Origin of the sequence: Photobacterium frigidiphilum (assembly GCF_003025615.1) — a bacterium.
Taxonomy (GTDB): domain Bacteria; phylum Pseudomonadota; class Gammaproteobacteria; order Enterobacterales; family Vibrionaceae; genus Photobacterium; species Photobacterium frigidiphilum.
The window spans coordinates 1-26,897 of sequence record NZ_PYMJ01000052.1; the positions used below are offsets into that span (position 1 = coordinate 1).

Sequence of the window (26,897 nt, forward strand, 5' to 3'; positions counted from 1 at the left end):
TTAACTAGAGAACTGTTCTTAAATGAACAATTGTAGGGCTATCGCCAAGCGGTAAGGCAGCGGCTTTTGATGCCGCCATCCCCTGGTTCGAATCCAGGTAGCCCTGCCACATTTAATTATGTGGCTTGATTACTTCTTTTTAGAAGACAAATAGTTAAGCGGCATAAATAAATGGCTACGTAGCTCAGTTGGTTAGAGCACATCACTCATAATGATGGGGTCACAGGTTCGAATCCCGTCGTAGCCACCATTTTTCTTCTCTTTTTGAGACGATTTATGGTAAAAGTATAAATACGCGGAAGTGGCGGAATTGGTAGACGCACCAGATTTAGGTTCTGGCGCCGCAAGGTGTGAGAGTTCAAGTCTCTCCTTCCGCACCATTTATACTTTGTAACTGTGATTTATCACAGTAATACAGATTGAGCTTTACCAGTTCTTCAATCTGTACAATAAGCTCTAGAGAACACTCAATCGGATTTATTCGAATGAGACAATATGCGGGAATGGCGGAATTGGTAGACGCACCAGATTTAGGTTCTGGCGCCGCAAGGTGTGAGAGTTCAAGTCTCTCTTTCCGCACCATTTCTCTAAAGACTTATTAAAAAGATACACCTGTAGGGCTATCGCCAAGCGGTAAGGCAGCGGCTTTTGATGCCGCCATCCCCTGGTTCGAATCCAGGTAGCCCTGCCACATTTTATTATGTGGCTTGATTACTTCTTTCTAAGAAGCTAAATAATTAAGCGATGTAAGCCCGTTAAGAGCAAATTAGATATGCGGAAGTGGCGGAATTGGTAGACGCACCAGATTTAGGTTCTGGCGCCGCAAGGTGTGAGAGTTCAAGTCTCTCCTTCCGCACCATTATTCTTTCTGATGAAAGAAATGAGAAACCCATCTTTTGGTGGGTTTTCTTATGTCTGCAGTATAATAAATACTGTAGCAATAAAGATTTTACAACCTACAAAATGATCGTATCTCTCTGGTTGTTAAGCCGAATGATTTTAATATCATTCGGCTTTTTCTTTATCTACTGATTACTTATCGACAAGCACTGATCATATTCCCATCGCATATTTCAACACTTGCTTCTTTAATGGGCCTGTATGCTCTGCTAGCTTCAACCCCACATTCCGAGCCAGCTTCAATGGAAATAATGAATTACTAAAGGTGGTATAGAAGACATCCATCCCCGTTTGCATTAATAAGTTATCAGGGCGACGACGACGCTCGTAAGCTTTTAATACCGATATATTGGCCCACTCTTTACCCGCCTTCTCAATTTCATGTAATAACGTATCAACGTCTTTAAAACCGAGGTTCACACCTTGCCCTGCTAATGGATTAATCGTATGTGCAGCATCACCGAGAAGCACGACATTCGGTTTATAGTAATGTTGAGCATGACGGCGGGTTAACGGGAAACTACCGTGGTTTAATACTTTAAACTCACCCAACTCTTTCGGAAAGTGAGCTTCAACCTCGCTATGTAGTTGTATATCGTCCATTGCGCTTAGTTGCTTGATACGTTTTGGGCTGTCATACCAAACTAAAGAGCCTTGATGGCCAGTAAGCGGTAAAAATGAGCGAGGCCCCCGCGGGGTAAACATTTGCCAGGTGATATCTTGTTGAGGTAACGCCGTTTCAACATTAATTAGCATGCAGTGCTGACGATAATCCCATGCGGTAATACCAATACCTGCTTGCTGACGTACCTGGGAATTAGCCCCATCAGCACCAATCAATAATTTAGCCTGTAGCTGACGACCATTATCCAACTCTACGCAATAACCATCGGTAGTAGAGTGTGAATGTGCCATACGTGCCGGACAAAGTAGGGTTAAATTGGGGTACAAATCAAATTGATGCCATAAACCTAGTTGGATAATACGATTTTCAATAATATACCCAAGGCGATCAAGGTTCATTTCATCAGCATTAAAACGAGTACGACACTCTGGGTGTTCCCATGTTTCTAATCTCTTAAAAGGGCATAAGCGCATTTTCATTATGCTATCCCATGCGCCTAGTCGTGTAAGCAATGCGATAGAGTTAGGGGAAATAGCTGAAACACGTAAGTCCATCGCTTGTTGGGGTTCAAATGGCTCAGGCGCTTTACCTTCAATCACGGCAACGCTTAGTCCTTGTTGTGCAAGCCCTAGCGCAGTTGCAGCACCCACCATGCCTCCACCCGCCACAATGACATCATATTGTTCCATATCCACTTCCATCTCTATGCTTAATGACACTTTCATTTTACCTAATTCTAGCGATGATGCGGTGATTTTTACTACGCTTTCTATGCATTTCTTTACAGCCAATCAAGGTATTACTGGTAAGGTAAAATTTGAATACTCGATGTGATTTGACTACGATGGGGCTAAAAGCAACTAATCATTTGAAATACATTGTCTAGACTAAAACGTCTGATCTACAAAGCACTGGCTTTTATCTTACTTTTTCCTATTGCCTTAGTGGTGATAGGTAAGTTTGTTGACCCGCCAATTTGGGGCTGGAAAATTCATCGTACGCTTTTTCCACCCAGCGATTATCCTTCCCAATCAACCCATCAATGGGTCGAGTTAAGCTCTATATCTAAAAATGCACAACTTGCTGTTATCGCTTCGGAAGATCAAACTTTCCCTCAGCATATTGGTATCGATCTCAATGCGATCCTAATGGTAATAAAACAAAGTGGCGCTGAAGGGCCCAATAGAGGGGCAAGTACCATAACGCAGCAAACAGCCAAGAATGTTTACCTTTTCCCCGCTCATTCCTTTATTCGAAAAGGGGCTGAACTGTATTTTTCCGTGCTAATGGAACTGATCTGGGACAAGAGGCGTATATTAGAAGTGTATCTAAATGTGATTGAGTTTGGCCCAGGCTTATATGGTATTGAAGCCGCAAGTCAAAACTACTTTGCAATTCCAGCCAGTCGGTTATCAGCTCAACAGGCGGCACAGTTAGCAGCAGTGTTACCCAACCCCTATAAGATCAAAGCTAACCCAATGAGCCAGTATGTATACGAGCGTAGCCATTGGATTACGAAACAAATGCGGCAACTTGGGATGGGAACCTTAAATCAACTTTAACGCTATCGTTTCATCTAGGTTATTAAGTACAAAGCAAAAGCTCAATACTAACAAGTAACCTACGGTTCTTTTATCAATGCCTTGTGAAAACCACAATTTATTCGGGGTGGTGATGATCTAGTCAGACCGAGCGTAAAGCAGTACAATACGCGGCTTGCTAACGGGTAGCTGTTATTTGTCAGCGATAAACCTGTAAGAGCAACGTACCCTGCGATGTTGAATGCAATGAATAAACACTACGAGTGAAGAGTTAGACATGCCTAAGAAACTGCTGATTAAAACCTGGGGCTGCCAGATGAACGAATATGATTCATCTAAAATGGCAGATCTTCTCAATGCTGCCAACGGCTTCGAGCTAACAGAAGTCCCAGAAGAAGCAGATGTGCTGCTGCTTAACACCTGTTCTATCCGTGAAAAGGCACAAGAAAAAGTGTTCCACCAGCTAGGTCGCTGGAAGCGCTTAAAAGAGAAGAAGCCTGATCTTGTGATTGGTGTTGGTGGTTGTGTTGCGACACAAGAAGGCGATTCTATTCGCAAACGTGCACCGTATGTGGATGTGATCTTTGGTCCACAAACCCTGCACCGTTTACCACAGATGATCAAAAATTCTCAATCTAATCACGGACCAGTGATGGATATTTCATTTCCAGAGGTTGAGAAGTTCGATAACTTACCAGAACCACGTGCAGACGGAGCGACAGCCTTTGTTTCTATCATGGAAGGGTGTTCTAAGTACTGTACATACTGCGTAGTGCCTTACACGCGTGGAGAAGAAGTTAGTCGTCCGATAGATGATGTTCTTTATGAAGTAGCTCAACTTGCAGAGCAAGGCGTTCGTGAAGTTAATCTATTAGGTCAAAACGTAAATGCTTTCCGTGGTCCAACTCACGATGGCGAAATGGCGTCATTCGCAGAATTACTGCGTTTAGTTGCTGCAATTGATGGTATTGACCGTATTCGTTACACCACCAGCCACCCAATCGAATTTACTGACGATATCATTGATGTTTATACCGATACGCCAGAGCTTGTAAACTATTTGCACCTACCAGTACAAAGTGGTTCAGATCGTATTCTAACGATGATGAAGCGCCCTCACACTGTTCTTGAGTACAAATCTAAAATTCGCAAGCTACGTAAAGTGCGTCCAGATATCACAATGAGTTCAGACTTTATCGTTGCGTTCCCTGGTGAAAGCGACCAAGACTTCCAAGATACGATGAAACTGATCCGCGATATTGATTTCGATATTAGCTACAGTTTTGTCTTCTCTCCACGTCCAGGTACGCCAGCAGCTGATTATCCGTGTGATATCCCTGAAAAAGTTAAAAAAGAACGCTTGTATGAACTGCAACAACAGATCAATACTCAAGCTATGCGTCATGCACGCCAAATGTTAAACACCGAGCAGCGTATTCTTGTTGAAGGACCTTCTCGTAAAAACATTATGGAATTACGCGGTCGTACCGAGAACAACCGCATTGTAAATTTTGAAGGCTCTGCTGAGTTAATTGGTCAATTTGTTGATGTAAACATCATCGACGTATTCACTAACTCACTACGTGGCGAATTGGTACGTACTGAAGCAGAAATGGATCTACGTGTTGCCATGACACCGTTAGAAGTCATGGAAAAAGCACGCAAAGAAGATGAATTGGGTGTAGGCGTATATACTCCGTAATAAGACCAGAGTCTAAAGACGAGAATATGACGTCTGTCTGAAATAAAAGTAAGACACATGCCCTGAAAAATATGGTCGCCTGCTATAGTAGGCGACCTCAATGAGAGGCAAACCTTGAGCAAAATCATTACTGTAGAATTTAGTTTAGAACCCGCAAATAACCAAAGACTTGCCAGTATTTGCGGCCCTTTCGACGATAACATCAAACAACTAGAACGTCGCATGGGGGTTGAGATAAACCACCGCAGCAACAGCTTCAGTGTTGTTGGACAAGCTCACACTGCTGAGGCGACAGCCGAAATCATCAAAGATTTATACGTTGATACTGCGCCTGTTCATAACATAATCCCAGATATCGAACCCGATCACATCCACTTAGCCATTAAAGAATCTGGTGTTTTAGAGCAAACAACAAAATCAAGCATTCCCTTTGGCAAAGAAATCCACATTAAAACCAAAAAAGGCGTGATCAAGCCTCGCACACCGAATCAAGCACAATACATCACTAACATGGTGAGTCATGATATTACGTTTGGTGTCGGCCCTGCTGGTACGGGTAAAACTTACCTTGCCGTCGCTGCAGCGGTTGATGCACTAGAGCGTCAAGAGGTTCGCCGTATTCTGCTTACCCGCCCTGCGGTTGAAGCAGGAGAAAAACTCGGCTTCTTGCCTGGCGATCTAAGCCAGAAGGTAGACCCTTACCTACGTCCTCTTTACGATGCCTTATTTGAAATGCTCGGCTTTGAACGCGTAGAGAAATTAATTGAACGAAATGTTATTGAAGTTGCCCCATTAGCATATATGCGTGGACGAACTTTAAATGATGCATTCATTATTTTAGACGAGAGCCAAAATACCACGGTAGAACAAATGAAAATGTTCTTAACCCGTATTGGCTTTAACTCTCGTGCAGTGATCACCGGTGATGTAACTCAAATTGATTTACCTCGTGGTGCTCGTTCTGGTTTGCGTCATGCAATTGAAGTACTCTCAGAAGTAGACGAGATTAGCTTTAACTTCTTCCAAGCGGCTGATGTCGTTCGACACCCAGTGGTTGCACGTATCGTACTCGCTTACGAAGCGTGGGAATCAGAAGATCAGAAACAAAAGAAGCAAGCAGAACAACGTCGCCGTGAAGAGTTTGCGGCAAGCCAAGTAACAGAAGTTGAGAAATAATACCTCATGGCAACATACTTAGATTTACAGTACGCGACAGAAAACCAAGAAGGTCTTCCTTCTGAAGATGAGTTTCAACAATGGTTTGAAGCGGCTGTTACTCTTTTTCAATCCGATGCAGAAATCACTATTCGTATTGTTGATGTAAAAGAAAGCCAGGCGTTAAACCTTGAATATCGTGGTAAAGACAAGCCCACTAACGTGTTGTCTTTCCCCTTTGAAGCACCACCAGGCATAGAGCTCGACCTTCTTGGTGATCTCATCATTTGTCGTCAGGTTGTTGAAATTGAGGCAAAAGAGCAAAATAAACCACTGAATGCTCATTGGGCACATATGGTTGTACATGGCACACTTCATCTGCTAGGTTATGATCATATCGAAGATGAAGAAGCAGAAGAGATGGAGTCTTTAGAGACTGAAATCATCGAAAAAATGGGCTTTGCTGATCCATTTGCTGCTGAAAAAGAATAGGTAATACAGAAAACCGTTATTCGCTTGTTACGATAAGCGAATAACATCTCCGTGGACATGTCCACTTAGCTGACATACTAGCTATTTGCTGAAAGTAAATAATGAACGAAGATAACCCCCAAAATTCTGAAGGTCCGAGTAGAAAGTCCTTCTTTGAACGTATCGGTCAATTGTTCCAAGGCGAACCACAGAACCGAGAAGAACTGGTTGAAGTTTTCCGTGATTCGGAAGAAAACGATCTGATTGACCACGACACCCGCGACATGCTCGAAGGTGTGATGGAAATAGCAGAAATGCGAGTGCGTGACATTATGATTCCACGCTCTCAGATCATCACCATTGAACGTTCTCAGAAGTTAGAAGATCTTATTAATTTGATCGTAGATGCACAACACTCTCGCTACCCTGTCATCAGTGATGATAAGGATCATGTAGAAGGTATTTTACTGGCAAAAGATTTGCTACGTTACCTACTGCCTGAGAGTGAGCCCTTCGACATGGATAAAGTTCTGCGTCCGGCCGTTGTTGTACCGGAAAGCAAGCGTGTCGATCGCCTATTGAAAGAGTTCCGTGAAGAACGCTATCACATGGCGATTGTTGTCGATGAATTTGGCGGCGTCTCTGGTGTTATCACCATCGAAGATATCTTGGAACAAATCGTTGGCGAAATCGAAGATGAATTCGACGACGAAGAAGAACAAGAAATTCGTCAGTTAAGTAAACACACATACGCGGTAAAAGCACTGACTACTATCGATGATTTCAACGATATGTTCCAAACTACATACAGCGATGAAGAAGTCGATACTGTCGGTGGTCTGGTTATGACCAGCTTTGGTCACCTTCCCTCTCGAGGAGAAGTCGTTGAACTCGGTGGCTACTCATTTAAAGTGACTTCTGCCGATAATCGCCGTGTTATACAGTTACAAGTAACTGTACCTAACAAGGCCTATCAACCGACAATCACTTCTTAATAATGACCAAGAAATCATTCTTTTCGTTAGGACGGCTATTATTAGCCGTTCCAGCGGGCGCAATCGCGACCCTCTCCTTCGCTCCCTATAATTATTGGCTGTTAGCACCAGTTTCAATTGCATTACTGTTATGGCTGTTACAAGAGCAAACAGTAAAGCGTTCTGGGTTAATTGGCTTTTTGTGGGGCTTAGGGCTCTTTGGCACAGGCATTAGCTGGGTACACGTTAGTATTGATACTTTCGGTGGTATGCCCAAGATTGCCAGTGTCTTCTTAATGTCGTCACTGATCAGTTACCTCGCTTTATACCCCGCCGCTTTTGGCGCCCTCTTTAACCGTTTTAACCGTGGACGACCGTTCCATCAATTAATGCTCAGTGGCCCTGTTATTTGGTTGCTGCTTGATTGGATGAGAGGTTGGGCATTAACGGGCTTCCCTTGGCTATGGATGGGTTACGGTCAAATAGATAGCCCGCTCGCCTCATTAGCGCCTATCTTAGGCGTTGAAGGGATAACCCTGGCCCTAGTATTAATATCAGGCGCACTTGTCGCCTCAGTAGTTTACCGTAACTGGAAACCGCTGATGGTACCTGTGCTCATCATGGCATTGACGTGGGCTGCAAGTACGGTGAGTTGGGTGGTTCCAGATCCAACGAAAAACCTCGATGTCGCCTTGATTCAAGGTAACGTTCCACAAGAGCTTAAATGGCTGCCTAGTGAACGTTGGCCGACATTAATGAAGTACACTGATCTTACCCGTGAAAATTGGGATGCTGATATCATAGTGTGGCCTGAAGCGGCAATTCCAGCTTTAGAAGCACATCTTCCAACGTTCTTACAGAACCTCGACAGTGCAGCCCGCAATAACAACAGTACGGTTATTACGGGAGTGTTAGATCAAAAAGAAGATGGGCAATATTTCAATAATATTCTCACACTGGGTAAGAATGCATATGGACCTTATCAATACGATAAGGCCACTCGTTATAGCAAGCATCACTTATTACCATTTGGTGAATTTGTACCATTTGGCGATTTATTGCGTCCTATCGCACCTTTGTTCAACTTACCGATGTCTTCGTTCAGTCGTGGTGATTTAGTTCAACCGAATTTGGAAGCCAACGGCTACTCAATAGCACCAGCACTGTGTTACGAAGTCGCATTCAGTGAACAAGTTCGAAAAAATGTGAATATCGATACCGAGTTGCTACTGACCTTATCGAACGATGCATGGTTTGGCACATCCATTGGACCATTTCAGCATATGGAAATAGCCCAGATGCGTGCACTCGAACTCGGCAAACCGTTAATCCGCTCAACCAATACGGGGATCACTGCTGTTGTTGACCATACAGGTCAAATCATCAAGCAAATTCCACAATTTGAAACGGCAGTGCTTCGGGCAACGATTACACCCACAGAAGGCTTAACGCCCTACACAACTCTGGGTAGCTGGCCATTGTATTTCTATTCATTATGGTCATTAACTTTATCGATAATATTAATTCGACGCCGCTCTGGTCGTTTTAGAGATACAAGACCGGTAGAAACTGAATAAAGGCTGAAAATGAATCAGAAAGGCGAAGATTAACTCTTCGCCTTTTTTTTCATATTGTTACTATAAATAACACTCTATTCATTTGCTAAAGGATAGCCTTAATGAAAGCCATACAGCGTATCTTTGCCGTGTTAAGTACACTAACCTTGCTATGTTTTGCTACCAGTTCCGTTGCTAAAGAAGATTATGAGACGCAAGCCGTCTTAAAGCAGTTCCAACAAGCGAAACAAACACAGCCATTTTTCTTCTCATCCTACGGCTACGCGGTTTTTCCATCGGTTGGTAAAGGCGGTTTTTGGGTAGGAGGTGCTTATGGTACAGGTAGTGTGTACCAAGACAATGAGATAACAGGCTTCGCCAAGTTATACCAAGTCTCTTTTGGGTTACAGTTTGGTGGGCAGTCTTACAGTGAAATTATCTTCTTCCAAGATAAACGTGCTTATGAACGCTTTATTGGCGGAAGTTTTGAATTAGATGCACAGGCATCTGCGGTTGCGCTAACAGAGGGCGCACAAGCAAAAGCAGGCACGGGTGGTGTTGGCGCTGGCGCTGGGGGTAATTATGTCGATTCTAGTTATATTAATGGCGTAGCTGTCTTCACGAATGCCAAAGGTGGCATGATGATTGAGGCCTCTATCGCTGGTCAGAAGTTCAGTTATGAAGCACTGACACCGTTAACTGAACAGCAAGGTGTGACGGATTTAGAGACAAGTAAACCAACAGAACAACTTGATGATAGCTCGACTGTTATTATGGGCGACACGATCGAAAAGCCCTAGTTACTCAATCAACAGTATGTAGAGTACAAGACGGGGAAATACCAGGCATTCCCCGTCTTGTTCGTTGGCTTTTCGGTTTGTAACATCAGGTTTATCACATTATTCACGGCGTCAGTGACTGTCGAGTAAATTGATCGTGCCCGCACTGGGAGCATAATTCAATACGCTTAGCATGGCTGTATATTTCATGATGACCGCACTTTTCACACACTAGCTTACCCAGCCCCACAATTTCACCGGCTTGATAAATACCCTGATGCTGAAGATCATCCATCAGCTCATGCCATTCAATCTGCGTTTTATCCGTAATTTCAGCTAAACCGCTCCAGATTGATTCAGAAACGAGTTTATAGAATGGGCTTTCTGCGAAAGGTTCAGGGCTCTCTTCCACATTTTTTCCGAACTCTTTTAAATCCCGTTTTAAATAAGCCGATATTAACGCCCATTCATCTTTTGTCATGTCGCTCGCAGCCTGGCGATACTTCTCGGTTGTATCCACCCAATCTTTCAGTTCTTCAGGGCTGTGTCTCAAGGTTTCCGTGACCTTTTCAAGCAAGGCCTCATATTCCGCTTTTTGCTTAGCCATAACTCATCTCCTTCCCAATCGCTATAATAGTAATTATTGGTCTAAAAACGTGTAAATTGCCTGTTCAAAGCAACAATAAATCCCCCGAATTGGTCTCAGCTATTGTTGACACCTTTAGCTTTAGTTATTCTATGTCGATTATATAGACTGTGTTTGTACTCAACTCACAAATTCCTGGATGCCATCGATGCAAGAACAATATTGCCCGCAGGACATTGAACAGAAAGTTCAAGAACATTGGAACAACAACAAAACATTTGTTGTAAATGAAGACCCTAATAAAGAGAAATTCTACTGTCTCTCCATGTTCCCGTACCCAAGTGGTCGTCTACACATGGGACACGTTCGTAACTACACCATCGGTGATGTTGTTTCTCGTTATCAACGCCTACAAGGCAAAAATGTGATGCAACCTATCGGTTGGGACGCATTTGGTCTGCCTGCAGAAAATGCAGCTGTTAAAAATAAAACAGCGCCAGCACCTTGGACATACGAAAACATCGAATACATGAAAAACCAGCTTAAGCTATTAGGCTTTGGTTATGATTGGAGCCGTGAGTTCGCTACATGTACTCCTGAGTACTACCGTTGGGAACAAGAGTTCTTTACAAAACTGTATAATAAAGGCCTAGTTTATAAAAAAACCTCTTCTGTAAACTGGTGTCCAAACGACCAAACTGTTCTTGCAAATGAACAAGTTGAAGACGGTTGTTGTTGGCGTTGTGATACCCCTGTAGAACAAAAGAAAATTCCACAGTGGTTTATCAAAATTACAGAATACGCACAAGAACTTCTTGACGATTTAGATACGCTAGATGCTTGGCCTGACATGGTTAAAACCATGCAACGTAACTGGATCGGCCGCTCAGAAGGTGTTGAATTATCTTTTGCTGTTAACGGCGAAGAAGCACCTTTAGAAGTGTATACCACACGTCCAGATACGCTAATGGGTGTTACTTACGTTGGTATCGCTGCTGGTCACCCTCTTGCAGAGAAAGCCGCAGCAACAAACCCTGAGCTATTTGCGTTCACAGAAGAATGTCGTAATACCAAAGTTGCTGAAGCTGAATTGGCAACGATGGAAAAGAAAGGTATGGATACAGGCCTACGCGCTGTCCACCCTCTTAACGGTCGTGAAGTGCCAATTTATGTCGCAAACTTCGTGTTAATGGATTACGGCACAGGTGCGGTAATGGCGGTTCCTGCTCACGATCAACGCGACTACGAATTTGCTACGAAATACGGTCTAGATATCATCCAAGTAATCAAACCAGAAGACGGTTCTGAGCAGAACGTTTCTGAAGAAGCATACACAGAGAAAGGTGTATTGTTTGATTCTGGTGAATTCGATGGTCTTGGTTTCCAAGACGCTTTCGATGCTATCGCTGCGAAACTAGAAGCAGAAGGCAAAGGTAAGAAAACAATAAACTTCCGTCTACGTGATTGGGGTGTATCTCGTCAACGCTACTGGGGTGCGCCAATCCCAATGGTAACGACTGAAGACGGTGAAGTTCATCCAGTACCTGCTGACCAATTACCCGTTATTCTTCCTGAAGATGTGGTAATGGATGGCGTTACAAGCCCAATCAAAGCAGATAAAGAATGGGCAAAAACAACATTCAATGGCGAGCCAGCACTGCGTGAAACCGATACCTTTGATACCTTCATGGAATCATCGTGGTATTACGCACGTTACTGTTCACCACAAGCGGACGACATTCTAGATCCAGAAAAAGCGAATTACTGGCTACCTGTAGACCAATATGTTGGTGGTATCGAGCACGCATGTATGCATTTACTGTACTCTCGCTTCTTCCACAAACTATTACGTGATGCGGGTTATGTAACGTCAAACGAACCATTCAAGCAACTTTTATGTCAAGGTATGGTACTTGCTGATGCATTCCACCACACTAACGAGAAAGGCACAAAAGAGTGGATCGCACCTACTGATGTCACTATTGAGCGTGATGCAAAAGGCCGTATCGAAAAAGCAATTGATGATCAAGGCCGTAAAGTTCAACACTCAGGCATGATCAAAATGTCTAAGTCTAAAAACAACGGTATTGACCCTCAAGAGATGGTTGATAAGTTTGGCGCTGATACTGTTCGTCTATTCATGATGTTTGCAGCTCCTGCTGACATGACGCTTGAATGGCAAGAATCAGGCGTTGAAGGCGCAAGTCGCTTCCTAAAACGTGTGTGGAAATTGGTTCATGAACACACAAACAAAGGTACCGTTGAAACACTAGATGTAGCCGCTCTTTCTGGCAATCAAAAAGCGCTTCGTCGTGACGTTCATAAAACCATTGCAAAAGTAAGTGATGATATTGGCCGTCGCCAAACATTCAATACCGCAATTGCAGCAATCATGGAACTAATGAACAAGCTAAACAAAGCGCCTCAAGAATCAGCACAAGACCGTGCCCTTCTTGATGAAGCTTTAAAAGCGGTTGTTGTTATGCTTTACCCAATGACACCACACGCAAGTTTTGAAATGTGGGAAGCATTAGGTGAAACAGACATCGATACTGCAGCATGGCCAACTTTCGATGAGAAAGCGCTTGTTGAAGATGAAAAAACGATTGTTGTTATGATCAACGGTAAGTTGCGTGCAAAACTGATCGTTGCTGCTGATGCAACAGAAGAGCAAGTTAAAGAACTTGGCCTAAAAGACGAAAACGCAATTAAGTTCCTAGATGGCTTAACAATCCGTAAAGTTATTTACGTACCAGGTAAGCTACTAAACATCGTTGCTAACTAGTTTTACTGCTAACAGTAATAACTAAAAACATAAGATACGATTTCCTATTTAATGGAAATCGTATCTTATAATTTATCGATTGAACCAAAAATAACGATCTTTGTCTTATTCAAGACCGTATTCACTTAATCGATTAGTTTTCACTAATTTTTCAAGGAGCTGACTGGGTGAAAGCTTTATTTTCTATCAAAAGTACCCTTCGTACTTTGTTTGTTGCAGTGCTTGCCCTAACCACTGCTTCTTGTGGTTTTCATCTTCGTGGTAACTATATGTTACCTGATGATATCGCTAAACTATCGTTAACCAGTTTTGACCAATACAGTAAATTAACGCGCTTAGTTGAATCCCAATTTAAGCTACATGGCATTGAATCTGTTCCCCCTGCAGCAACAGTCCCTAACCTGCACTTAATTGGTGAATCAACGGGTGAACGTACTTTATCGTTATACCAAAATAGCCGTAAAGCCGAATACGAACTGACCTATATTGTTCAATATCGCATTGTAGTACCAAATAAAAGCACTGAAACATACACCACAAAAGTCACGCGTAATTTCTTGGATAACCCGCTAACGGCATTGGCTAAATCTGTCGAACGCGATGAACTTGAAGATGTCATGCGTAAACAAGCCGCACAACAAATTATGCGTCAGCTCGCTCGCTTAACTGCTATCTTCAATAAAATTGAGGAGCAAGAGCTTGAAATTGAGCTAGACGAAATGATGAAGGGTGATACCGAAACCAACGCGATTGAGCCAAGCCAAAGTACAGTGACTACAGAAAAAGTAGACGATACTAATGCCGCTAATACGCTATTTAATCAAATTTCATCATATAATACGGCGCCGAATAATACCGATATGAATACTAACGCGGAATGAGAATTTACCCAGAACAACTGACGCAGCAATTAAATAAAGGGCTGCGTCAGGCTTTCCTTCTTTTTGGTAATGAGCCATTAATTAAGCAAGAATGTGCCGACCAAATAAAACAGTGCGCTCAACAAGCGGGTTTTCATGAACGCCATGCTTTTACGATTGATAATCAACTAGATTGGAATGAAGTATTAAATTGCTGCCAAGCTATGAGTTTATTCTCAGCACAACAAATCATTGAATTAGAAGTGCCAGAATCAGGTCTAAATGTAAATCAGGCCAAAGCATTATTAGAAGTAATAAGCCATCTTAATGATGATATTTTGTTGCTACTACAGGGCCCTCGCTTAAATAAAAAACAAGAAAGTGCCAAATGGTTTAAAGCTTTTGACAATATCAGCTTATATATTCCGTGTAATACGCCTGATACTCGCCACTTACCTCGATTTATTCAGGCTCGTTGCCAACAGCTTAAGCTGAAACCTGATCATGAATCTGTTGTGCTGCTGGCTCAATGGCATGAAGGAAACTTACTCGCATTAGCCCAAAGTTTGCAGAAGCTCACTCTTCTCTATCCAGATGGCGAGCTAACCGTACCTCGCTTGCAAGAGTCATTAAGCCGTCATAACCATTACACACCGTTTCAATTACTTGATGCCGTGTTAGCTGGTCAAGCAAAGCGTAGTCAACGTGTACTAAGACAGCTGCAGGGTGAAGGGATTGAAGCAACAATTCTACTTCGAACATTGCAACGAGAACTAACACAACTCTACAAAATGCAAGAGATGGGGATGAAAGGTACACCTCTCAATAATATTTTTGAGCAGTATCGTATCTGGCAAAGTCGACGCGAAGTGTATATCGGTGCATTACACCGTTTACCCTTAACGACGCTAATTCAATTACTACAACGCTTAAGCTTATTAGAAATTCAAGTGAAGACCGATTACGACAGTAATCCTTGGCCGGCACTGAGTGCTTTATGCGCTGAAATGTGTGGAATTCATACCCACACAAGGCTCTCTGACTTTTAAAATAGTCGTATAAAATATTACTGTTCGATTGAAGCTCAATCAAATAGAAATATAATTAATTGATTTTATTAAAATTAAAGTAAATAAATTGAAAAAGCTAATAAAGCGTTTGATGAGCTTGTAGCTAGGCGTGCAGAGCGTGGTATACTGCGCCGCTAAATTGTGATTCAGATCGACTCTGGCTCCAATAATTTCAAATTTACACTACCGAGGCGACTCACTTGCAAACTCAAGAATTACACGATCTTATCGTTGACAAAGTTGACGATCTAAAAGCACAAGACATCGTAACTATCGATGTACGTGGTAAATCAAGCATCACCGATTTCATGGTTGTATGTACTGGTACATCTAACCGTCACGTTGCATCTATTGCAGATCACGTAGACAAAGAAACCAAACTGATCGACTACCCTCCATTTGGTATTAGCGGTGCAGAAGAAGGCCGTTGGGTTATCGTTGATATGGGTAACGTTATGCTTCATATCATGCAAGAAGAAGCTCGTGGCGTATATCAGCTGGAGAAGCTTTGGGGCTAACAGATAATGAAGCTTCAATTGATTGCTGTAGGCACTAAAATGCCTAAATGGGTTGAAGAAGGCTATAAAGAATATAGCCGCCGCTTCCCAAAAGATATGCCGTTAGAGCTAATTGAAATTCCTGCGGGTAAACGTGGAAAAAATGCTGACATCGCACGCATCTTACAAAAAGAAGGTGAAGCAATGTTAGCTACGGTTGCTAAAGGTAACCGTATTGTGACGCTTGATATTCCAGGGAAACGCTGGGATACAGGACAACTAGCTCAACAGCTGGATAGCTGGAAACTTGATGGTAGAGATGTATCGATTTTGATTGGCGGCCCAGAAGGGCTTTCTCCAGCATGTAAAGCTGCTGCTGAACAAAGCTGGTCATTATCTCCACTGACACTTCCCCACCCTTTGGTTCGTGTTGTGATGGCTGAAAGTTTGTACCGCGCGTGGAGTGTCACCGCAAACCATCCATATCACAGGGAATAAGTGTCAATGAGACAAAAGCGAACCCAGATCCGCGATCACCGGGCTGAGTCGGTACTCTTTTTTCGCCGTGCTCTTGTCTCATTCGCTGGCATCATCGCACTGATAGGCGTATTGCTCACTAATCTGTACTATATTCAGATCAGTGGGCATGATGACTATCAAACACGTTCCAATGATAACCGCATAAAAATTGTACCTGTAGCACCTAATCGTGGTCTTATTTACGATCGTAACGGTGTATTACTTGCGGAAAACCAACCGGTTTATTCGCTTGAGATATCAACCGATAAAGTTGAAGATCTCAACGATACCTTTGCACGCCTCAAAACTCTAATGAGCGTAACCGACGAAAATATTGAGCGTTTCAAAAAAGAGCGTCGTCGCACGCGTCGCTTTAAATCAGTCCCTATTCTTGACCAATTAACTGAAAATCAAGTTGCCCTATTCTCAGTTAATCAGCACAAATTCCCTGGTGTTGAGGTAAAAGCCTACCTGAAACGTCATTACCCTTACGGTGATGCGTTAACGCATGTCTTAGGTTATGTCGCAAAAATCAATGACCGCGATATCCAAAAGCTTGAACGTGATGAAAAAATCAGTAATTACAAAGCCACGCGAGATATTGGTAAATTAGGCATTGAGCGTTACTACGAAGATTTACTTCACGGCACATCTGGCTATCAAGAAGTAGAAGTCAACAGTCGTGGGCGTATTATTCGTACCTTGAAATACGTGCCACCCATTCCAGGGCAAGATATCAAATTGAATATTGATATCGAACTACAACTTTTCGTCAAAGAGCAACTAACTGTTCGTACACAAGATCCAGATACAGGCGAAGAAATCATTAAGTACAAACGGGGTTCTATTGTCGTCATGGATCCACGCGATTCTGCCGTCATCGCAATGGTATCAAGCCCAAGTTATGATCCTAATTTATTTGTCCATGGTATTTCGACTAAAAATTATCAGGCACTACTCAACAATAAAGATCGTCCGTTAGTTAACCGCGTCACACTGGGTATATACCCACCAGCATCGACCGTAAAGCCATTGATTGCCGTTGCAGCACTAACAGAAGGCGTCGTTACCACACGTACGACTCGAAGTGATCCTGGCTGGTGGAAAATACCGAATACTAACAGTCGACCATTCCGTGACTGGTTACGCTGGGGACATGGCAAGGTCAACATTCATAAAGCCATTGAAGAATCTGTTGATACCTTTTTCTATCAAATCGCTTATGACTTAGGTATCGATCGTTTATCTAGCTGGATGATGAAGTTTGGTTACGGTGAATACACTGGCATTGATATACATGAAGAAAGCAAAGCTAACATGCCAACTCGAGAATGGAAACAAGCGCGTTTCCGCCAACCTTGGTATCAAGGTGACACGATCCCAGTAGGTATCGGTCAAGGCTATTGGACAGCAACACCGTTACAAATAGCCAAAGGAACGACAGTTTTAGTCAATCAAGGTGTTGTACGCCCACCGCATTTATTAAAAAGTATCATCGATGATAATACAGAAACACCCGCAGCTTTTGATGAATACGCCCCAATAACAGGCGTAACAGATCAAAACTGGGAGATAGCTAAAGATGGTATGTATCGTGTTTTATACGGTGTGCGAGGCACAGCAAGACGTGCTTTCTATGGTGCTCAATATAAAGCAGGCGGAAAATCGGGGTCAGCTCAGGTATTTGGGTTAGCAAAAGACCAGAAATACAATGCAGCAGAACTCGAAGAGCATCTTCGCGATCACGCCCTATTTACAGCATTCGCACCGTATGACAAACCTGAGGTTGTTGTTGCAATGGTATTAGAAAATGCAGGTGGAGGCTCATCAAATGGTGGACCTGTTGCACGTAAGATATTTGACCATGTTTTACTCAAGCCTACTGTACCTAACAGCAAAAATAACCAGCAAGCCGAGGTGGCGCAATGAGTATTATGGCTACAACCGGTAATAAGCGCACGCTAAGTGATCGCTTACATCTTGACCTCCCATTACTGTTAGGCATTTTAGCCTTAATGGGGTTTGGTCTATTAGTGATGTACAGTGCCAGTGGTCAAAGCTTGCCGATGATGGAGCGCCAAGCCGCTCGTATGTGTTTATCGCTGGGTGTAATGTTTATACTTGCCCAAATAGCCCCTCGCCACTACGAAACTTGGGCTCCATATTTATTTGGCATTGGATTAATACTCTTACTCGGGGTGCTATTCTTTGGTGAGGCATCCAAAGGGGCTCAGCGCTGGCTAAATTTAGGCTTTGTTCGCTTTCAGCCTTCAGAGCTAATAAAACTAGCTGTACCATTGATGATTGCACGCTTTATTAGTAGCAAACCATTACCACCGACTTTTACAAATATCGTTATTGCGGTGGTACTGATTTTTGTTCCAACCATTTTAATTGCCAAGCAACCCGACCTTGGCACTTCCATTCTAATCGCCGCGTCAGGGGTTTTCGTGCTGTTTTTATCGGGCATGAGTTGGCGTATTATTTTTGCGGCAGGCACACTTCTCGGGGCGTTCATCCCTGTTTTGTGGTTCTTTTTAATGCGCGATTACCAACGTACGCGTGTATTAACCCTCTTTAATCCAGAATCAGATCCTCTAGGGGCTGGTTATCACATCATCCAATCAAAAATTGCGATTGGGTCTGGTGGTTTAATGGGAAAAGGATGGCTGCAAGGTACACAGTCACAGCTAGAATTTTTACCAGAGCGCCACACCGATTTTATTTTTGCCGTTATAGCGGAAGAATGGGGATTAATCGGGGTAGCTTGTCTACTATCGATATACTTATTCATTATTGCCCGAGGGCTCATGCTTGCAAGTCGAGCTCAAACAGCCTTCGGACGCATGATGGCTGGTAGTATTGTCTTAAGTTTCTTTGTTTATGTTTTTGTAAACATTGGCATGGTAAGCGGTATTTTACCCGTTGTAGGCGTTCCACTTCCACTGATCAGCTATGGTGGTACCTCAATGGTTACTCTGATGGCTGGTTTTGGCATTCTTATGTCTATTCATACTCATAGAAAAATGTTGTCAAAGGCGACCTAAATGCGTTCATTATTATTCCTATTTCTCCTAATCCTTGCCGGATGTAGCTCGACGCCAGATACAAAAGAACAAAGCACAACGGAACCAGAGCAAAAGACAGAGCAAGAAAAACCCAATACACCGATAGCAATAGTCGCAACACCCGAGAACAATGATCCGAATGCGGGTCGTTACCGATTAGAAAATGACAAAGCACCTGATCAAGCATTGATTCTAAATCATATAGAGGCCGCTCAACCTCGCTATGAATCAAAAAGCTTAGCCGGTAATAAAGATTACACCTTACGCGGTAAGCGCTACAAAATTGAAAATATTGAAAATGGTTTTACCGAGCAAGGTAACGCTTCTTGGTACGGTGAAAAATTTCATGGTCATAAAACATCCAACGGTGAAATTTATGACATGTATTCAATGACGGCAGCCCACAAAACCTTACCACTGCCAAGCTACGTAAAAGTAACCAATACTAATAATGGTCAATCAACGATTGTGCGTGTTAATGATCGCGGTCCATTTCATGACGGGCGAATCATTGACCTAAGCATGGCTGCAGCCTCTAAACTGGGCGTAATCAAAACAGGGACTGCGCCAGTGAAAATTGAGTTAATCAAAGTCGTTAAACCTGATTCTGTTGATGAATGGCAATCTGCCAACCCAAGCTACTACTTTGTTCAATTAGCCGCTGTAACCAATGAAGAAAAAGCAAAAGCCGTCGCCACTGAGTTAGAAAAGAAATTTTCAACCAATGTCGATCTTAAAAAAGCGGAATCAGCAAAAGTTTACCGCATTCGCTTAGGTCCTTATATTGATCGTGATGAAGCGTTGAAGCTAAGAGAAAAAGCGAGAGCAGGCCAATATCCACAAGCTTTTATCATTACAACGCAAAGAGAATTGGAACAAAAGTAGTTTTCAGCTATCCAATAAAATTCACCCTCTCCAAGCCCATCAAGTGTCGATGGGCTACTATGTCAAGATTATGGAATATTAGCTTTTAGCACTGATTCATAAATTTCAATCTGATATAGTGTGGATAGTTTTTAGCACTGTCATATTAAGTTACAATAATCATGAAGAAATCTGCTGCAACTTTTCAAACTATCATCGCTTCAGCGCTGATGTTAGCTTCCGCTTCTGCCGCTGCTATACCTACAGTTGTCCCTGAGGCACCTCAAATTGCAGCTAAAGCCTATATTTTAATGGATTATAATTCTGGCAAAATCATTGCCGAAAATAATTCAGATGAAAAATTACACCCTGCTAGTTTAACCAAAATGCTGACCAGCTATGTTATTGGTCAAGAAATCAAGAGTGGCAATATATCGCTTGATGACAAAGTATCGGTTAGCAACAATGCTTGGGCTAAGAATTTTCCTGGCTCATCTAAAATGTTTTTAGAACCAGGTAAGTTAGTTACTGTTCAAGAACTTAACAAAGGCATTATCATCCAATCTGGTAATGATGCTTGTACCGCGATGGCTGAACATATTGCGGGTTCAACCGATTCTTTTGTTGAGCTAATGAATGCTTGGGCAAAACGTATCGGCATGGAAAGCAGTCACTTTGTTAATGTGCACGGTTTAGATAATGACGATCATTTCTCTACTGCACATGATATGGCAACACTTGCACAAGCTGTTATTCGTGACGTACCTGACGAATATGCTATTTATAAAGAAAAATCATTTACATATAACGGCATCACTCAATATAACCGTAATGGCCTATTGTGGGATAAAAGCCTGAATGTCGATGGCATGAAAACAGGCCACACTGATCAAGCAGGATACAGCTTAGTTGCATCAGCCTATGAAGGGAAAATGCGTCTAGTCAGTGTTGTTATGGGTACAAAGAGCGCGAATGCACGTAAAGCAGAAAGTAAAAAGTTACTTAACTATGGTTTCCGCTTCTTTGAAACAGTGACCCCACATAAAGCGAATGAAACATTTGTAACTGAAAAAGTATGGATGGGTGACATCGACCAGGTGAATCTTGGTGTTACTGAAGATACTTTTGTTACGCTGCCTCGTGGCCAAACTAAAGATTTAAAAGCGAGCTTTGTTCTAGAAAAAGAACTTAAAGCACCGATCGCTAAAGGCGATGTTGTTGGTAAGCTATTTTATCGCGTCGGCGATCAAGATATTGCTGAATATCCACTTGTTGCACTGAATGATGTTAATGAAGGCGGAATGTTTAGCCGCTTGATTGATTACATTATGATGTTGGTACAAAGCTGGCTAAACTAATTATAAAACCGATAGATATCAACAAAGGCGACCACTAAGGTCGCCTTTTTCTTTACAGCTAACCTAATCACACCTTTTCAATACGCTTGTTTTCCAGCTACTGACACATTAATATGCAGCCTTATACCAATTAGATCATGCTGACTAATCTGGGTATTACAGTTAAACAAGAACGCTGGAGTTCAAGCATGTCGCAACAAGAACAACCTAAATTGAAAGACCTGTTAGAGTTCCCTTGTACATTTGCATACAAGGTGATGGGTTACAATAAACCTGAGCTGCCAGATCTGGTTGTAGAAGTTATTCAACGTCACGCACCTGGTGATTACACACCAACCGTTAAACCAAGTGGTAAAGGCACCTATAGTGCAGTATCCGTTACGATCACAGCCACATCTATCGAGCAGGTAGAAACGCTTTATAAAGAGCTAGGTGACATTGAAATTGTTCGTCTCGTTCTTTAATCCGTCACGATTTATGAACGATTAAACGAATACCCCTACAAATTGGCAGCTGATAATTCAGCTGCCAAGCTTTATAATATGCTCAACGCTCACCAGCATGGTGAGTTATGCTGAATTCATCAGGCTTTGCCTGGCTATCATAAGGGTGATAAATTGCAAAATAGTCTCATTATTCGCAACCTTGGCCGCCGAGATTATGAGCCAACCTTGCAAGCCATGCATGAATTTACAGATCAACGTACACCAGAAACAACGGATGAAGTGTGGCTGGTTGAACACAACCCAGTTTTTACACAAGGACAAGCAGGCAAAACAGAGCATTTATTAAATACCGGTGATATTCCCGTTATTCAAAGCGACCGTGGTGGACAAGTTACTTTTCACGGTCCGGGTCAGCTTGTTGCTTACGTACTGATTGATCTAAGACGCAATAAATTAGGTGTGCGTGATTTGGTTACGCATATCGAGAATACAGTTATTAATACTCTGTCCCAGTTTGGGGTTGAGTCCAATGCCCGCCCAGATGCGCCCGGTGTCTATGTCGATAATAAAAAGATATGTTCACTGGGATTACGTATTAGGCGAGGTTGCTCTTTTCACGGTTTGGCACTCAATATAAATATGGACCTAACACCATTTTTACGCATTAACCCATGCGGTTATGCTGGAATGGAAATGACTCAACTAGCCTTATTGAGTGGTCCATCAGAACTAAATAAAGTTCAGCCTGTACTTGTGGAAGAGTTAACAAAGCTGCTCGCTTACCAGAGCATTGAGTGGATAACGGAAAGCAATTAATAATGAGCAAACCAATTAAGATCGAACAAGGTATCAAATACCGTGATGCCGACAAAATGGCGCTAATTCCTGTACGCAATGTTGCAGAAGAAGCACCTAAAGAAGTCTTACGAAAGCCAGCTTGGATGAAGATTAAACTTCCGTCTGACAGCAAACGTATTCAAGAAATCAAATCAGCACTGCGTAAGAATAAGCTTCACTCGGTTTGTGAAGAAGCATCTTGCCCTAACCTTGCTGAGTGCTTTAACCACGGTACTGCTACCTTCATGATTTTAGGTGCGATTTGTACTCGTCGTTGCCCGTTCTGTGATGTTGCTCATGGTCGTCCCCTACCACCAAATGCAGAAGAGCCAAGCCATTTAGCTCAAACAATCGCAGACATGAAGCTGAAATACGTTGTTATCACTTCAGTTGACCGTGATGACCTACGTGATGGTGGCGCACAACACTTTGTTGATTGTATCCGTGAAATTCGCGAGAAAAGCCCAGAAATCCATATCGAAACATTAGTGCCCGACTTCCGCGGTCGTATGGATCGTGCGCTGGATATTCTTCAAGGTACGCCACCTAATGTGTTCAATCACAACCTTGAAACAGCACCTCGTTTGTACCGTAAAGCTCGCCCTGGCGCGAACTACCAGTGGTCACTTGATCTGCTGAAAAACTTCAAAGAGATCCATCCTGAAGTGCCGACTAAGTCTGGTGTTATGATGGGGCTTGGTGAAACAAAAGAAGAAATCATTCAAGTATTGAAAGATCTTCGCGCACATGGTGTAACAATGCTAACACTCGGTCAGTACTTAGCACCTAGTCGTCACCATTTACCTGTTGAACGTTATGTACCACCAGCAGAATTTGATGAACTAAAAGAGATCGCACTTGAATTAGGTTTCACACATGCTGCATGTGGTCCTTTTGTTCGCTCATCTTATCATGCTGATCTTCAGGCTCAGGGTCTTGAAATTAAGTAATATTTGCCTAGATTGATATAGCGCCTTAAAAAAAAACCGCTTAAGCACATGCTAAAGCGGTTTTTTTATATCTCACTACGTTTATTCTACTGGTTATTTGCACGCTCAATAGCTAAAGCAAATACTGGAGCAATCGTATTTAACGCTTCTTCGGTAATTGGCTTACCATTTGAATCCGTCACGTTAATTGACGTACGGTTACCTAAATCACCAAGCTGCAATTTATAAGTACTATCATCCAACATAATGGGTTTAGTACCAAGCTCTGTCCAGAATGCATCATCAGGCGAGCGGAATTTCACCTCAACCACACCTTGAGAGCGGTTACGACCTTCAACAGTAAACCCAAGATCTTCCACCAACGATGGCAGGCGCTCCCAGAATACATTATAAGCTGCACGCGCAATAATTACAGGTAATCCACTACGGTCTTTACCCATTGAGATTGGAATTTGTTTAACCAACTCTTGTGCTCGTAAACGTGCTTCGTCACGTACTTGTTGATCGTACTTTGCAGTCACTAAATTCAACATCGCAATACTATAACGCTCTTTATTAACGTCAGAGACTGGTTTTTCAATACCATCTTCGCGCCAATCAATCAAAGAGACTTTAAAGCTATAACGGTTAGACTCAGATGATTTCTCGATCAAATAACGGTTACCAATTTCAGTATCTTCATCTTCATGAGTCCAGGTTACCCAATCAGTTTCAATTGAGTTTGCAGTTTGATTACGAATTCCCACATTTTGCTCTGCAATAATGCCTTGGATAAGTAACCAAACTTTAGGCAGTTCTTCTGCTTTCGGGAGCAACAACGTCACACCGTCTGCATCTTTCACTGAACGTGCACCAGGAATTAACTCTAATATCTGCTGTGGAGGACGAATATCAACCCCTGAACCAATCTCCCCCTGGTACGCTTTATTTTGAATCGCGTAATCATCGGTGCTAAAAGGTTCGGCTCCTGCAGGTAACGTCCAGCTTTCTAATGGTTTACTCTCAAGATAAGTAAAGTCTTGATTCGCTTGACGACGGCGATCAGCCCCCCCCGAACAAGCAGCCAAACTGGCAACCATAACAGTTGTTAATACAAGCCTGTAATTACAATTCATCTAGCTTTTAAGCTCCTACGCTTTTTGCAAATCACAGTAATACATTGGCATCTTTCAAAGCCTGAAGAACAACTGGATGTGCTGATTCACTTAACTCAGTTAACGGTAAACGCAAATAGCCATGCTTAATCAACCCTAATTGATGAGCTGCCCATTTAACCGGAATTGGATTAGATTCAACAAAAAGGTCTCTGTGCAACGGCATTAAGCGCGCATTGATCTTTTGCGCTGCTTCAAATTGGCCACTTAATGCCAATTTAAACATTGTTGCCATATCTGCTGCGGCAATATTAGCAGTTACAGAAATAACACCATGGCCACCCAGAGCAACAAAATCGAGACCTGTAGCATCATCACCGCTTAGTTGGATGAAGTCTTCACCACAAAGTTCCCTTGTTTTTTTAACTCGGGATAAATCACCTGTCGCATCTTTAATACCAACAATATTCTCGAATTTAGCAAGACGAGCAACCGTTTCAGGTAATAGGTCCACCGCTGTACGACCAGGTACATTATAGAGAAGTTGCGGTAAATCGGTGGCTTCTGCGATGGCTTTATAATGCTGGTATAAACCTTCTTGCGTCGGTTTATTGTAATACGGTGTGACGGTTAAACAACCCGCAACACCAGTACCGGAAAATAGTTTACTAAAAATGATGGCTTCATGCGTTGCATTAGCTCCTGTACCTGCAAGTACTTGAATACGGCCTTTAGCATATTCTAACGTCTTTAAAACAACCTTCACATGCTCATCAACGGTCAGAGTGGCTGACTCGCCAGAAGTACCTACAGCAACAATTGCATCAGTCCCTGCTGCAATATGATATTCAACCAAGTTAGCGAGACTTGCGTAATCGACTTCTCCAGCCTCGCCTAATGGTGTTATTAGCGCTACCATGCTTCCTGAAAACATGTCCATCTCCCCTTTTTTGTTAAGACTTCATGGTACTTTTGAGTGACTATAAACTCAAGCACGATAGTGGGTAAAATAGTGAACAATGACACTGTCTTATGAAATAAGGCGTATTCACCCTTAGATAAGAAGACCTTTAATTAAGTAGTACACGAACCTCGCCGTAATATCACTCATTTAATAGTTCTGTGAATTACGATTAATCCCACCTTCGTTCCTGTGATACCATAAAAATGATGATAACAACACGATGTGTATAAATATGGAACATTACCTAGTTATTACTGCCGTTGGAACGGATCGCCCTGGAATTTCAAATGAGATCAGCCATCTTGTAACACAGTGTGGCTGCAATATCGTGGATAGCAGACTTGCTTTATTTGGTACTGAATTTACCATCATTATGTTGCTATCTGGTAACGCTAATGCCATTTCTCGAGTCGAATCAACATTACCCTTAAAAGCACAAGAACAAGAATTAATAACCGTAATGAAAAGAACGACTAAACACCAAGCACGTTTTTTTCCATATACCGCTGATTTTCATATCGAAGCCAATGATACGCCAGGCCTGATAGAACAATTCACACTCTTTTTTGCCACTCGAAAAGTTGATATCTCATCACTCAGTGCGCACACCGTAGAAGCTGAAAGTGATGATTCAACCAATCACTTTATTCTGCAGATCAGTACAAACTTGCCTGAAGGCTGCAACTTAATGACGCTACAAGAAGAATATGAAGCGCTTTGTCTTAACCTTCAGGTAAAAGGTACCGTTAATTTTATCGGTCACAATACCTAGCCCTAAACATATTATAAAAACGATTTATTTAATAAAAAGTCACTAAGCTCAAAAGGAAATAAACTATGAAGACTTTGACTGCTGGCACACCAGCACCAGCCTTCTCTTTACTTAACCAAGATAATGAACTCACAAACCTTGCTGATTTTAAAGGTAAAAAAGTATTGGCATACTTCTACCCTAAAGCAATGACGCCTGGGTGCACGGTACAAGCCTGCGGTTTACGTGACAGTAAAGCTGAATTAGATGCATTAAATGTAGTTGTACTGGGTATTAGCATCGATGCTGTTAAACGCCTGCCTAGATTCATTGAACGCGACAACCTCAATTTCACATTACTTTCAGATGAAGATCATGCGGTAGCTGAGCAGTTTGGTGTCTGGGGTGAGAAAAAGTTTACCCCTGAATATTTTTAATGACAAAGTACCTTGATTGTTTTTTATGACTAGCTACCTTTGATATGTGGTTAACATATTGAGGGTAAGTTTGTGACAGAAACACATGATGAAGAACATCCTGATATT

24 protein-coding genes, 6 tRNA genes and 1 pseudogene are annotated in these 26,897 nt (G+C 42.4%); 27 read left to right on the forward strand and 4 right to left on the reverse strand.

All coding sequences use genetic code 11. From position 1 onward, the window contains the following. Positions 1 to 34 precede the first annotated feature (34 nt). The 6 genes from C9J12_RS27440 to C9J12_RS27465 all read left to right on the forward strand — a co-directional run bounded on the left by C9J12_RS27440 (position 35) and on the right by C9J12_RS27465 (position 859). A tRNA-Gln gene (locus C9J12_RS27440) sits at positions 35 to 109 on the forward strand. Positions 110 to 173: 64 nt separating this feature from the next. Continuing rightward, a tRNA-Met gene (locus tag C9J12_RS27445) sits at positions 174 to 250 on the forward strand. 45 nt (positions 251 to 295) lie between these two features. Beyond that, positions 296 to 380 (forward strand) — tRNA-Leu (locus C9J12_RS27450). A gap of 117 nt (positions 381 to 497) precedes the next feature. Further along, positions 498 to 582, forward strand: a tRNA-Leu gene (locus tag C9J12_RS27455). 34 nt (positions 583 to 616) lie between these two features. Next, positions 617 to 691: transfer RNA gene (locus C9J12_RS27460), tRNA-Gln, on the forward strand. A gap of 83 nt (positions 692 to 774) precedes the next feature. Then, positions 775 to 859, forward strand: a tRNA-Leu gene (locus C9J12_RS27465). 194 nt (positions 860 to 1,053) lie between these two features. On the opposite strand, the gene C9J12_RS27470 is transcribed toward C9J12_RS27465, so the two are convergent. Further along, positions 1,054 to 2,214, reverse strand: a complete 1,161-nt coding sequence (locus C9J12_RS27470; RefSeq protein WP_107246105.1) for a 2-octaprenyl-3-methyl-6-methoxy-1,4-benzoquinol hydroxylase — start codon at positions 2,212 to 2,214, stop codon at positions 1,054 to 1,056. A gap of 189 nt (positions 2,215 to 2,403) precedes the next feature. Between C9J12_RS27470 and mtgA the strand changes: the two genes are divergently transcribed. The 7 genes from mtgA (at position 2,404) to C9J12_RS27505 (ending at position 9,724) form a co-directional block, all read left to right on the forward strand. Then, the gene (gene mtgA / locus C9J12_RS27475; protein ID WP_193944715.1) at positions 2,404 to 3,087 is read left to right on the forward strand and encodes a monofunctional biosynthetic peptidoglycan transglycosylase; all 684 of its coding nucleotides are present in this window, start codon (positions 2,404 to 2,406) and stop codon (positions 3,085 to 3,087) included. A gap of 256 nt (positions 3,088 to 3,343) precedes the next feature. Next, complete coding sequence (gene miaB, locus C9J12_RS27480) at positions 3,344 to 4,768, forward strand: tRNA (N6-isopentenyl adenosine(37)-C2)-methylthiotransferase MiaB (RefSeq protein ID WP_107246108.1); 1,425 nt, start codon at positions 3,344 to 3,346, stop codon at positions 4,766 to 4,768. A 114-nt stretch (positions 4,769 to 4,882) separates the two neighbouring features. After that, complete coding sequence (locus C9J12_RS27485; RefSeq protein ID WP_107246111.1) at positions 4,883 to 5,944, forward strand: PhoH family protein; 1,062 nt, start codon at positions 4,883 to 4,885, stop codon at positions 5,942 to 5,944. A 6-nt stretch (positions 5,945 to 5,950) separates the two neighbouring features. After that, positions 5,951 to 6,415, forward strand: a complete 465-nt coding sequence (ybeY, locus tag C9J12_RS27490) for an rRNA maturation RNase YbeY (RefSeq protein ID WP_107246114.1) — start codon at positions 5,951 to 5,953, stop codon at positions 6,413 to 6,415. Between the two features lie 101 nt (positions 6,416 to 6,516). Beyond that, a complete protein-coding gene (gene corC, locus C9J12_RS27495; protein WP_107246117.1) occupies positions 6,517 to 7,389 on the forward strand; it encodes a CNNM family magnesium/cobalt transport protein CorC in 873 nt (290 codons plus the stop codon). 2 nt (positions 7,390 to 7,391) lie between these two features. Next, positions 7,392 to 8,945, forward strand: coding sequence for an apolipoprotein N-acyltransferase (gene lnt, locus C9J12_RS27500; protein WP_107246119.1), 1,554 nt, complete (start codon positions 7,392 to 7,394; stop codon positions 8,943 to 8,945). A gap of 101 nt (positions 8,946 to 9,046) precedes the next feature. After that, positions 9,047 to 9,724 (forward strand): lipid-binding SYLF domain-containing protein, encoded by a 678-nt coding sequence (locus C9J12_RS27505; RefSeq protein ID WP_107246122.1) that lies wholly within the window; start codon positions 9,047 to 9,049, stop codon positions 9,722 to 9,724. Between the two features lie 103 nt (positions 9,725 to 9,827). Here C9J12_RS27505 and C9J12_RS27510 read toward each other — a convergent pair whose 3' ends face one another. Continuing rightward, positions 9,828 to 10,310 carry a zinc ribbon-containing protein gene (locus C9J12_RS27510; RefSeq protein WP_011219499.1) on the reverse strand — a complete coding sequence of 161 codons (483 nt, stop codon included), beginning with the start codon at positions 10,308 to 10,310 and terminating at the stop codon, positions 9,828 to 9,830. A gap of 187 nt (positions 10,311 to 10,497) precedes the next feature. Between C9J12_RS27510 and leuS the strand changes: the two genes are divergently transcribed. The 12 genes from leuS to lipA all read left to right on the forward strand — a co-directional run bounded on the left by leuS (position 10,498) and on the right by lipA (position 23,543). Further along, the gene (gene leuS, locus C9J12_RS27515) at positions 10,498 to 13,074 is read left to right on the forward strand and encodes a leucine--tRNA ligase (RefSeq protein WP_107246124.1); all 2,577 of its coding nucleotides are present in this window, start codon (positions 10,498 to 10,500) and stop codon (positions 13,072 to 13,074) included. 167 nt (positions 13,075 to 13,241) lie between these two features. Next, positions 13,242 to 13,955, forward strand: coding sequence for an LPS-assembly lipoprotein LptE (locus C9J12_RS27520; protein WP_107246126.1), 714 nt, complete (start codon positions 13,242 to 13,244; stop codon positions 13,953 to 13,955). Continuing rightward, positions 13,952 to 14,983, forward strand: coding sequence for a DNA polymerase III subunit delta (holA, locus tag C9J12_RS27525; protein WP_107246128.1), 1,032 nt, complete (start codon positions 13,952 to 13,954; stop codon positions 14,981 to 14,983). The genes C9J12_RS27520 and holA overlap by 4 nt, the downstream gene beginning before the upstream one ends. Positions 14,984 to 15,204: 221 nt before the next feature. Further along, positions 15,205 to 15,522 carry a ribosome silencing factor gene (gene rsfS / locus C9J12_RS27530; RefSeq protein WP_006232737.1) on the forward strand — a complete coding sequence of 106 codons (318 nt, stop codon included), beginning with the start codon at positions 15,205 to 15,207 and terminating at the stop codon, positions 15,520 to 15,522. A 6-nt stretch (positions 15,523 to 15,528) separates the two neighbouring features. Next, the gene (gene rlmH, locus C9J12_RS27535; RefSeq protein WP_006232736.1) at positions 15,529 to 15,999 is read left to right on the forward strand and encodes a 23S rRNA (pseudouridine(1915)-N(3))-methyltransferase RlmH; all 471 of its coding nucleotides are present in this window, start codon (positions 15,529 to 15,531) and stop codon (positions 15,997 to 15,999) included. Between the two features lie 6 nt (positions 16,000 to 16,005). Beyond that, complete coding sequence (mrdA, locus tag C9J12_RS27540; RefSeq protein WP_107246131.1) at positions 16,006 to 17,949, forward strand: penicillin-binding protein 2; 1,944 nt, start codon at positions 16,006 to 16,008, stop codon at positions 17,947 to 17,949. Continuing rightward, entirely contained in the window at positions 17,946 to 19,067 is a 1,122-nt protein-coding gene (mrdB, locus tag C9J12_RS27545) for a peptidoglycan glycosyltransferase MrdB (protein ID WP_107246134.1), read from the forward strand. Before mrdA ends, mrdB begins: the two co-directional genes overlap by 4 nt. Further along, complete coding sequence (locus tag C9J12_RS27550) at positions 19,068 to 19,973, forward strand: septal ring lytic transglycosylase RlpA family protein (protein WP_107246136.1); 906 nt, start codon at positions 19,068 to 19,070, stop codon at positions 19,971 to 19,973. Positions 19,974 to 20,134: 161 nt separating this feature from the next. After that, the gene (locus tag C9J12_RS27555; protein WP_107246138.1) at positions 20,135 to 21,310 is read left to right on the forward strand and encodes a serine hydrolase; all 1,176 of its coding nucleotides are present in this window, start codon (positions 20,135 to 20,137) and stop codon (positions 21,308 to 21,310) included. A 188-nt stretch (positions 21,311 to 21,498) separates the two neighbouring features. After that, positions 21,499 to 21,774: a DUF493 family protein YbeD gene (gene ybeD, locus C9J12_RS27560; protein ID WP_036804000.1), complete on the forward strand. Its 276-nt coding sequence runs from the start codon at positions 21,499 to 21,501 to the stop codon at positions 21,772 to 21,774. Positions 21,775 to 21,927: 153 nt separating this feature from the next. Next, positions 21,928 to 22,572 (forward strand): lipoyl(octanoyl) transferase LipB, encoded by a 645-nt coding sequence (gene lipB / locus C9J12_RS27565; protein WP_107246150.1) that lies wholly within the window; start codon positions 21,928 to 21,930, stop codon positions 22,570 to 22,572. A gap of 2 nt (positions 22,573 to 22,574) precedes the next feature. Then, complete coding sequence (lipA, locus tag C9J12_RS27570; protein ID WP_011219508.1) at positions 22,575 to 23,543, forward strand: lipoyl synthase; 969 nt, start codon at positions 22,575 to 22,577, stop codon at positions 23,541 to 23,543. An 86-nt stretch (positions 23,544 to 23,629) separates the two neighbouring features. Here the strand turns inward: lipA and bamC are convergent, their stop codons facing one another. Beyond that, entirely contained in the window at positions 23,630 to 24,658 is a 1,029-nt protein-coding gene (gene bamC, locus C9J12_RS27575) for an outer membrane protein assembly factor BamC (RefSeq protein ID WP_107246141.1), read from the reverse strand. 31 nt (positions 24,659 to 24,689) lie between these two features. Continuing rightward, positions 24,690 to 25,571, reverse strand: coding sequence for a 4-hydroxy-tetrahydrodipicolinate synthase (dapA, locus tag C9J12_RS27580; protein ID WP_107246142.1), 882 nt, complete (start codon positions 25,569 to 25,571; stop codon positions 24,690 to 24,692). 262 nt (positions 25,572 to 25,833) lie between these two features. Here dapA and C9J12_RS27585 point away from each other — a divergent pair, with 262 nt between their 5' ends. Together C9J12_RS27585 and bcp are read left to right on the forward strand one after the other, a co-directional pair. Continuing rightward, a complete protein-coding gene (locus C9J12_RS27585; protein WP_107246145.1) occupies positions 25,834 to 26,373 on the forward strand; it encodes a glycine cleavage system protein R in 540 nt (179 codons plus the stop codon). 65 nt (positions 26,374 to 26,438) lie between these two features. Further along, positions 26,439 to 26,771, forward strand: a pseudogene (bcp, locus tag C9J12_RS27590) (thioredoxin-dependent thiol peroxidase); the annotation flags it as partial. Between the last annotated feature and the right edge of the window lie 126 nt (positions 26,772 to 26,897).

Bases quoted from the DNA above. Each gene is read 5' to 3' on its own strand.
- C9J12_RS27470 (WP_107246105.1), bottom strand. From the start codon at position 2,214: ATGGAACAATATGATGTCATTGTGGCGGGTGGAGGCATGGTGGGTGCT.
- miaB (WP_107246108.1), top strand. From the start codon at position 3,344: ATGCCTAAGAAACTGCTGATTAAAACCTGGGGCTGCCAGATGAACGAA.
- ybeY (WP_107246114.1), top strand. From the start codon at position 5,951: ATGGCAACATACTTAGATTTACAGTACGCGACAGAAAACCAAGAAGGT.
- corC (WP_107246117.1), top strand. From the start codon at position 6,517: ATGAACGAAGATAACCCCCAAAATTCTGAAGGTCCGAGTAGAAAGTCC.
- lnt (WP_107246119.1), top strand. From the start codon at position 7,392: ATGACCAAGAAATCATTCTTTTCGTTAGGACGGCTATTATTAGCCGTT.
- C9J12_RS27505 (WP_107246122.1), top strand. From the start codon at position 9,047: ATGAAAGCCATACAGCGTATCTTTGCCGTGTTAAGTACACTAACCTTG.
- C9J12_RS27510 (WP_011219499.1), bottom strand. From the start codon at position 10,310: ATGGCTAAGCAAAAAGCGGAATATGAGGCCTTGCTTGAAAAGGTCACG.
- leuS (WP_107246124.1), top strand. From the start codon at position 10,498: ATGCAAGAACAATATTGCCCGCAGGACATTGAACAGAAAGTTCAAGAA.
- holA (WP_107246128.1), top strand. From the start codon at position 13,952: ATGAGAATTTACCCAGAACAACTGACGCAGCAATTAAATAAAGGGCTG.
- rlmH (WP_006232736.1), top strand. From the start codon at position 15,529: ATGAAGCTTCAATTGATTGCTGTAGGCACTAAAATGCCTAAATGGGTT.
- mrdA (WP_107246131.1), top strand. From the start codon at position 16,006: ATGAGACAAAAGCGAACCCAGATCCGCGATCACCGGGCTGAGTCGGTA.
- mrdB (WP_107246134.1), top strand. From the start codon at position 17,946: ATGAGTATTATGGCTACAACCGGTAATAAGCGCACGCTAAGTGATCGC.
- C9J12_RS27550 (WP_107246136.1), top strand. From the start codon at position 19,068: ATGCGTTCATTATTATTCCTATTTCTCCTAATCCTTGCCGGATGTAGC.
- C9J12_RS27555 (WP_107246138.1), top strand. From the start codon at position 20,135: ATGAAGAAATCTGCTGCAACTTTTCAAACTATCATCGCTTCAGCGCTG.
- ybeD (WP_036804000.1), top strand. From the start codon at position 21,499: ATGTCGCAACAAGAACAACCTAAATTGAAAGACCTGTTAGAGTTCCCT.
- lipA (WP_011219508.1), top strand. From the start codon at position 22,575: ATGAGCAAACCAATTAAGATCGAACAAGGTATCAAATACCGTGATGCC.
- bamC (WP_107246141.1), bottom strand. From the start codon at position 24,658: ATGAATTGTAATTACAGGCTTGTATTAACAACTGTTATGGTTGCCAGT.
- dapA (WP_107246142.1), bottom strand. From the start codon at position 25,571: ATGTTTTCAGGAAGCATGGTAGCGCTAATAACACCATTAGGCGAGGCT.
- C9J12_RS27585 (WP_107246145.1), top strand. From the start codon at position 25,834: ATGGAACATTACCTAGTTATTACTGCCGTTGGAACGGATCGCCCTGGA.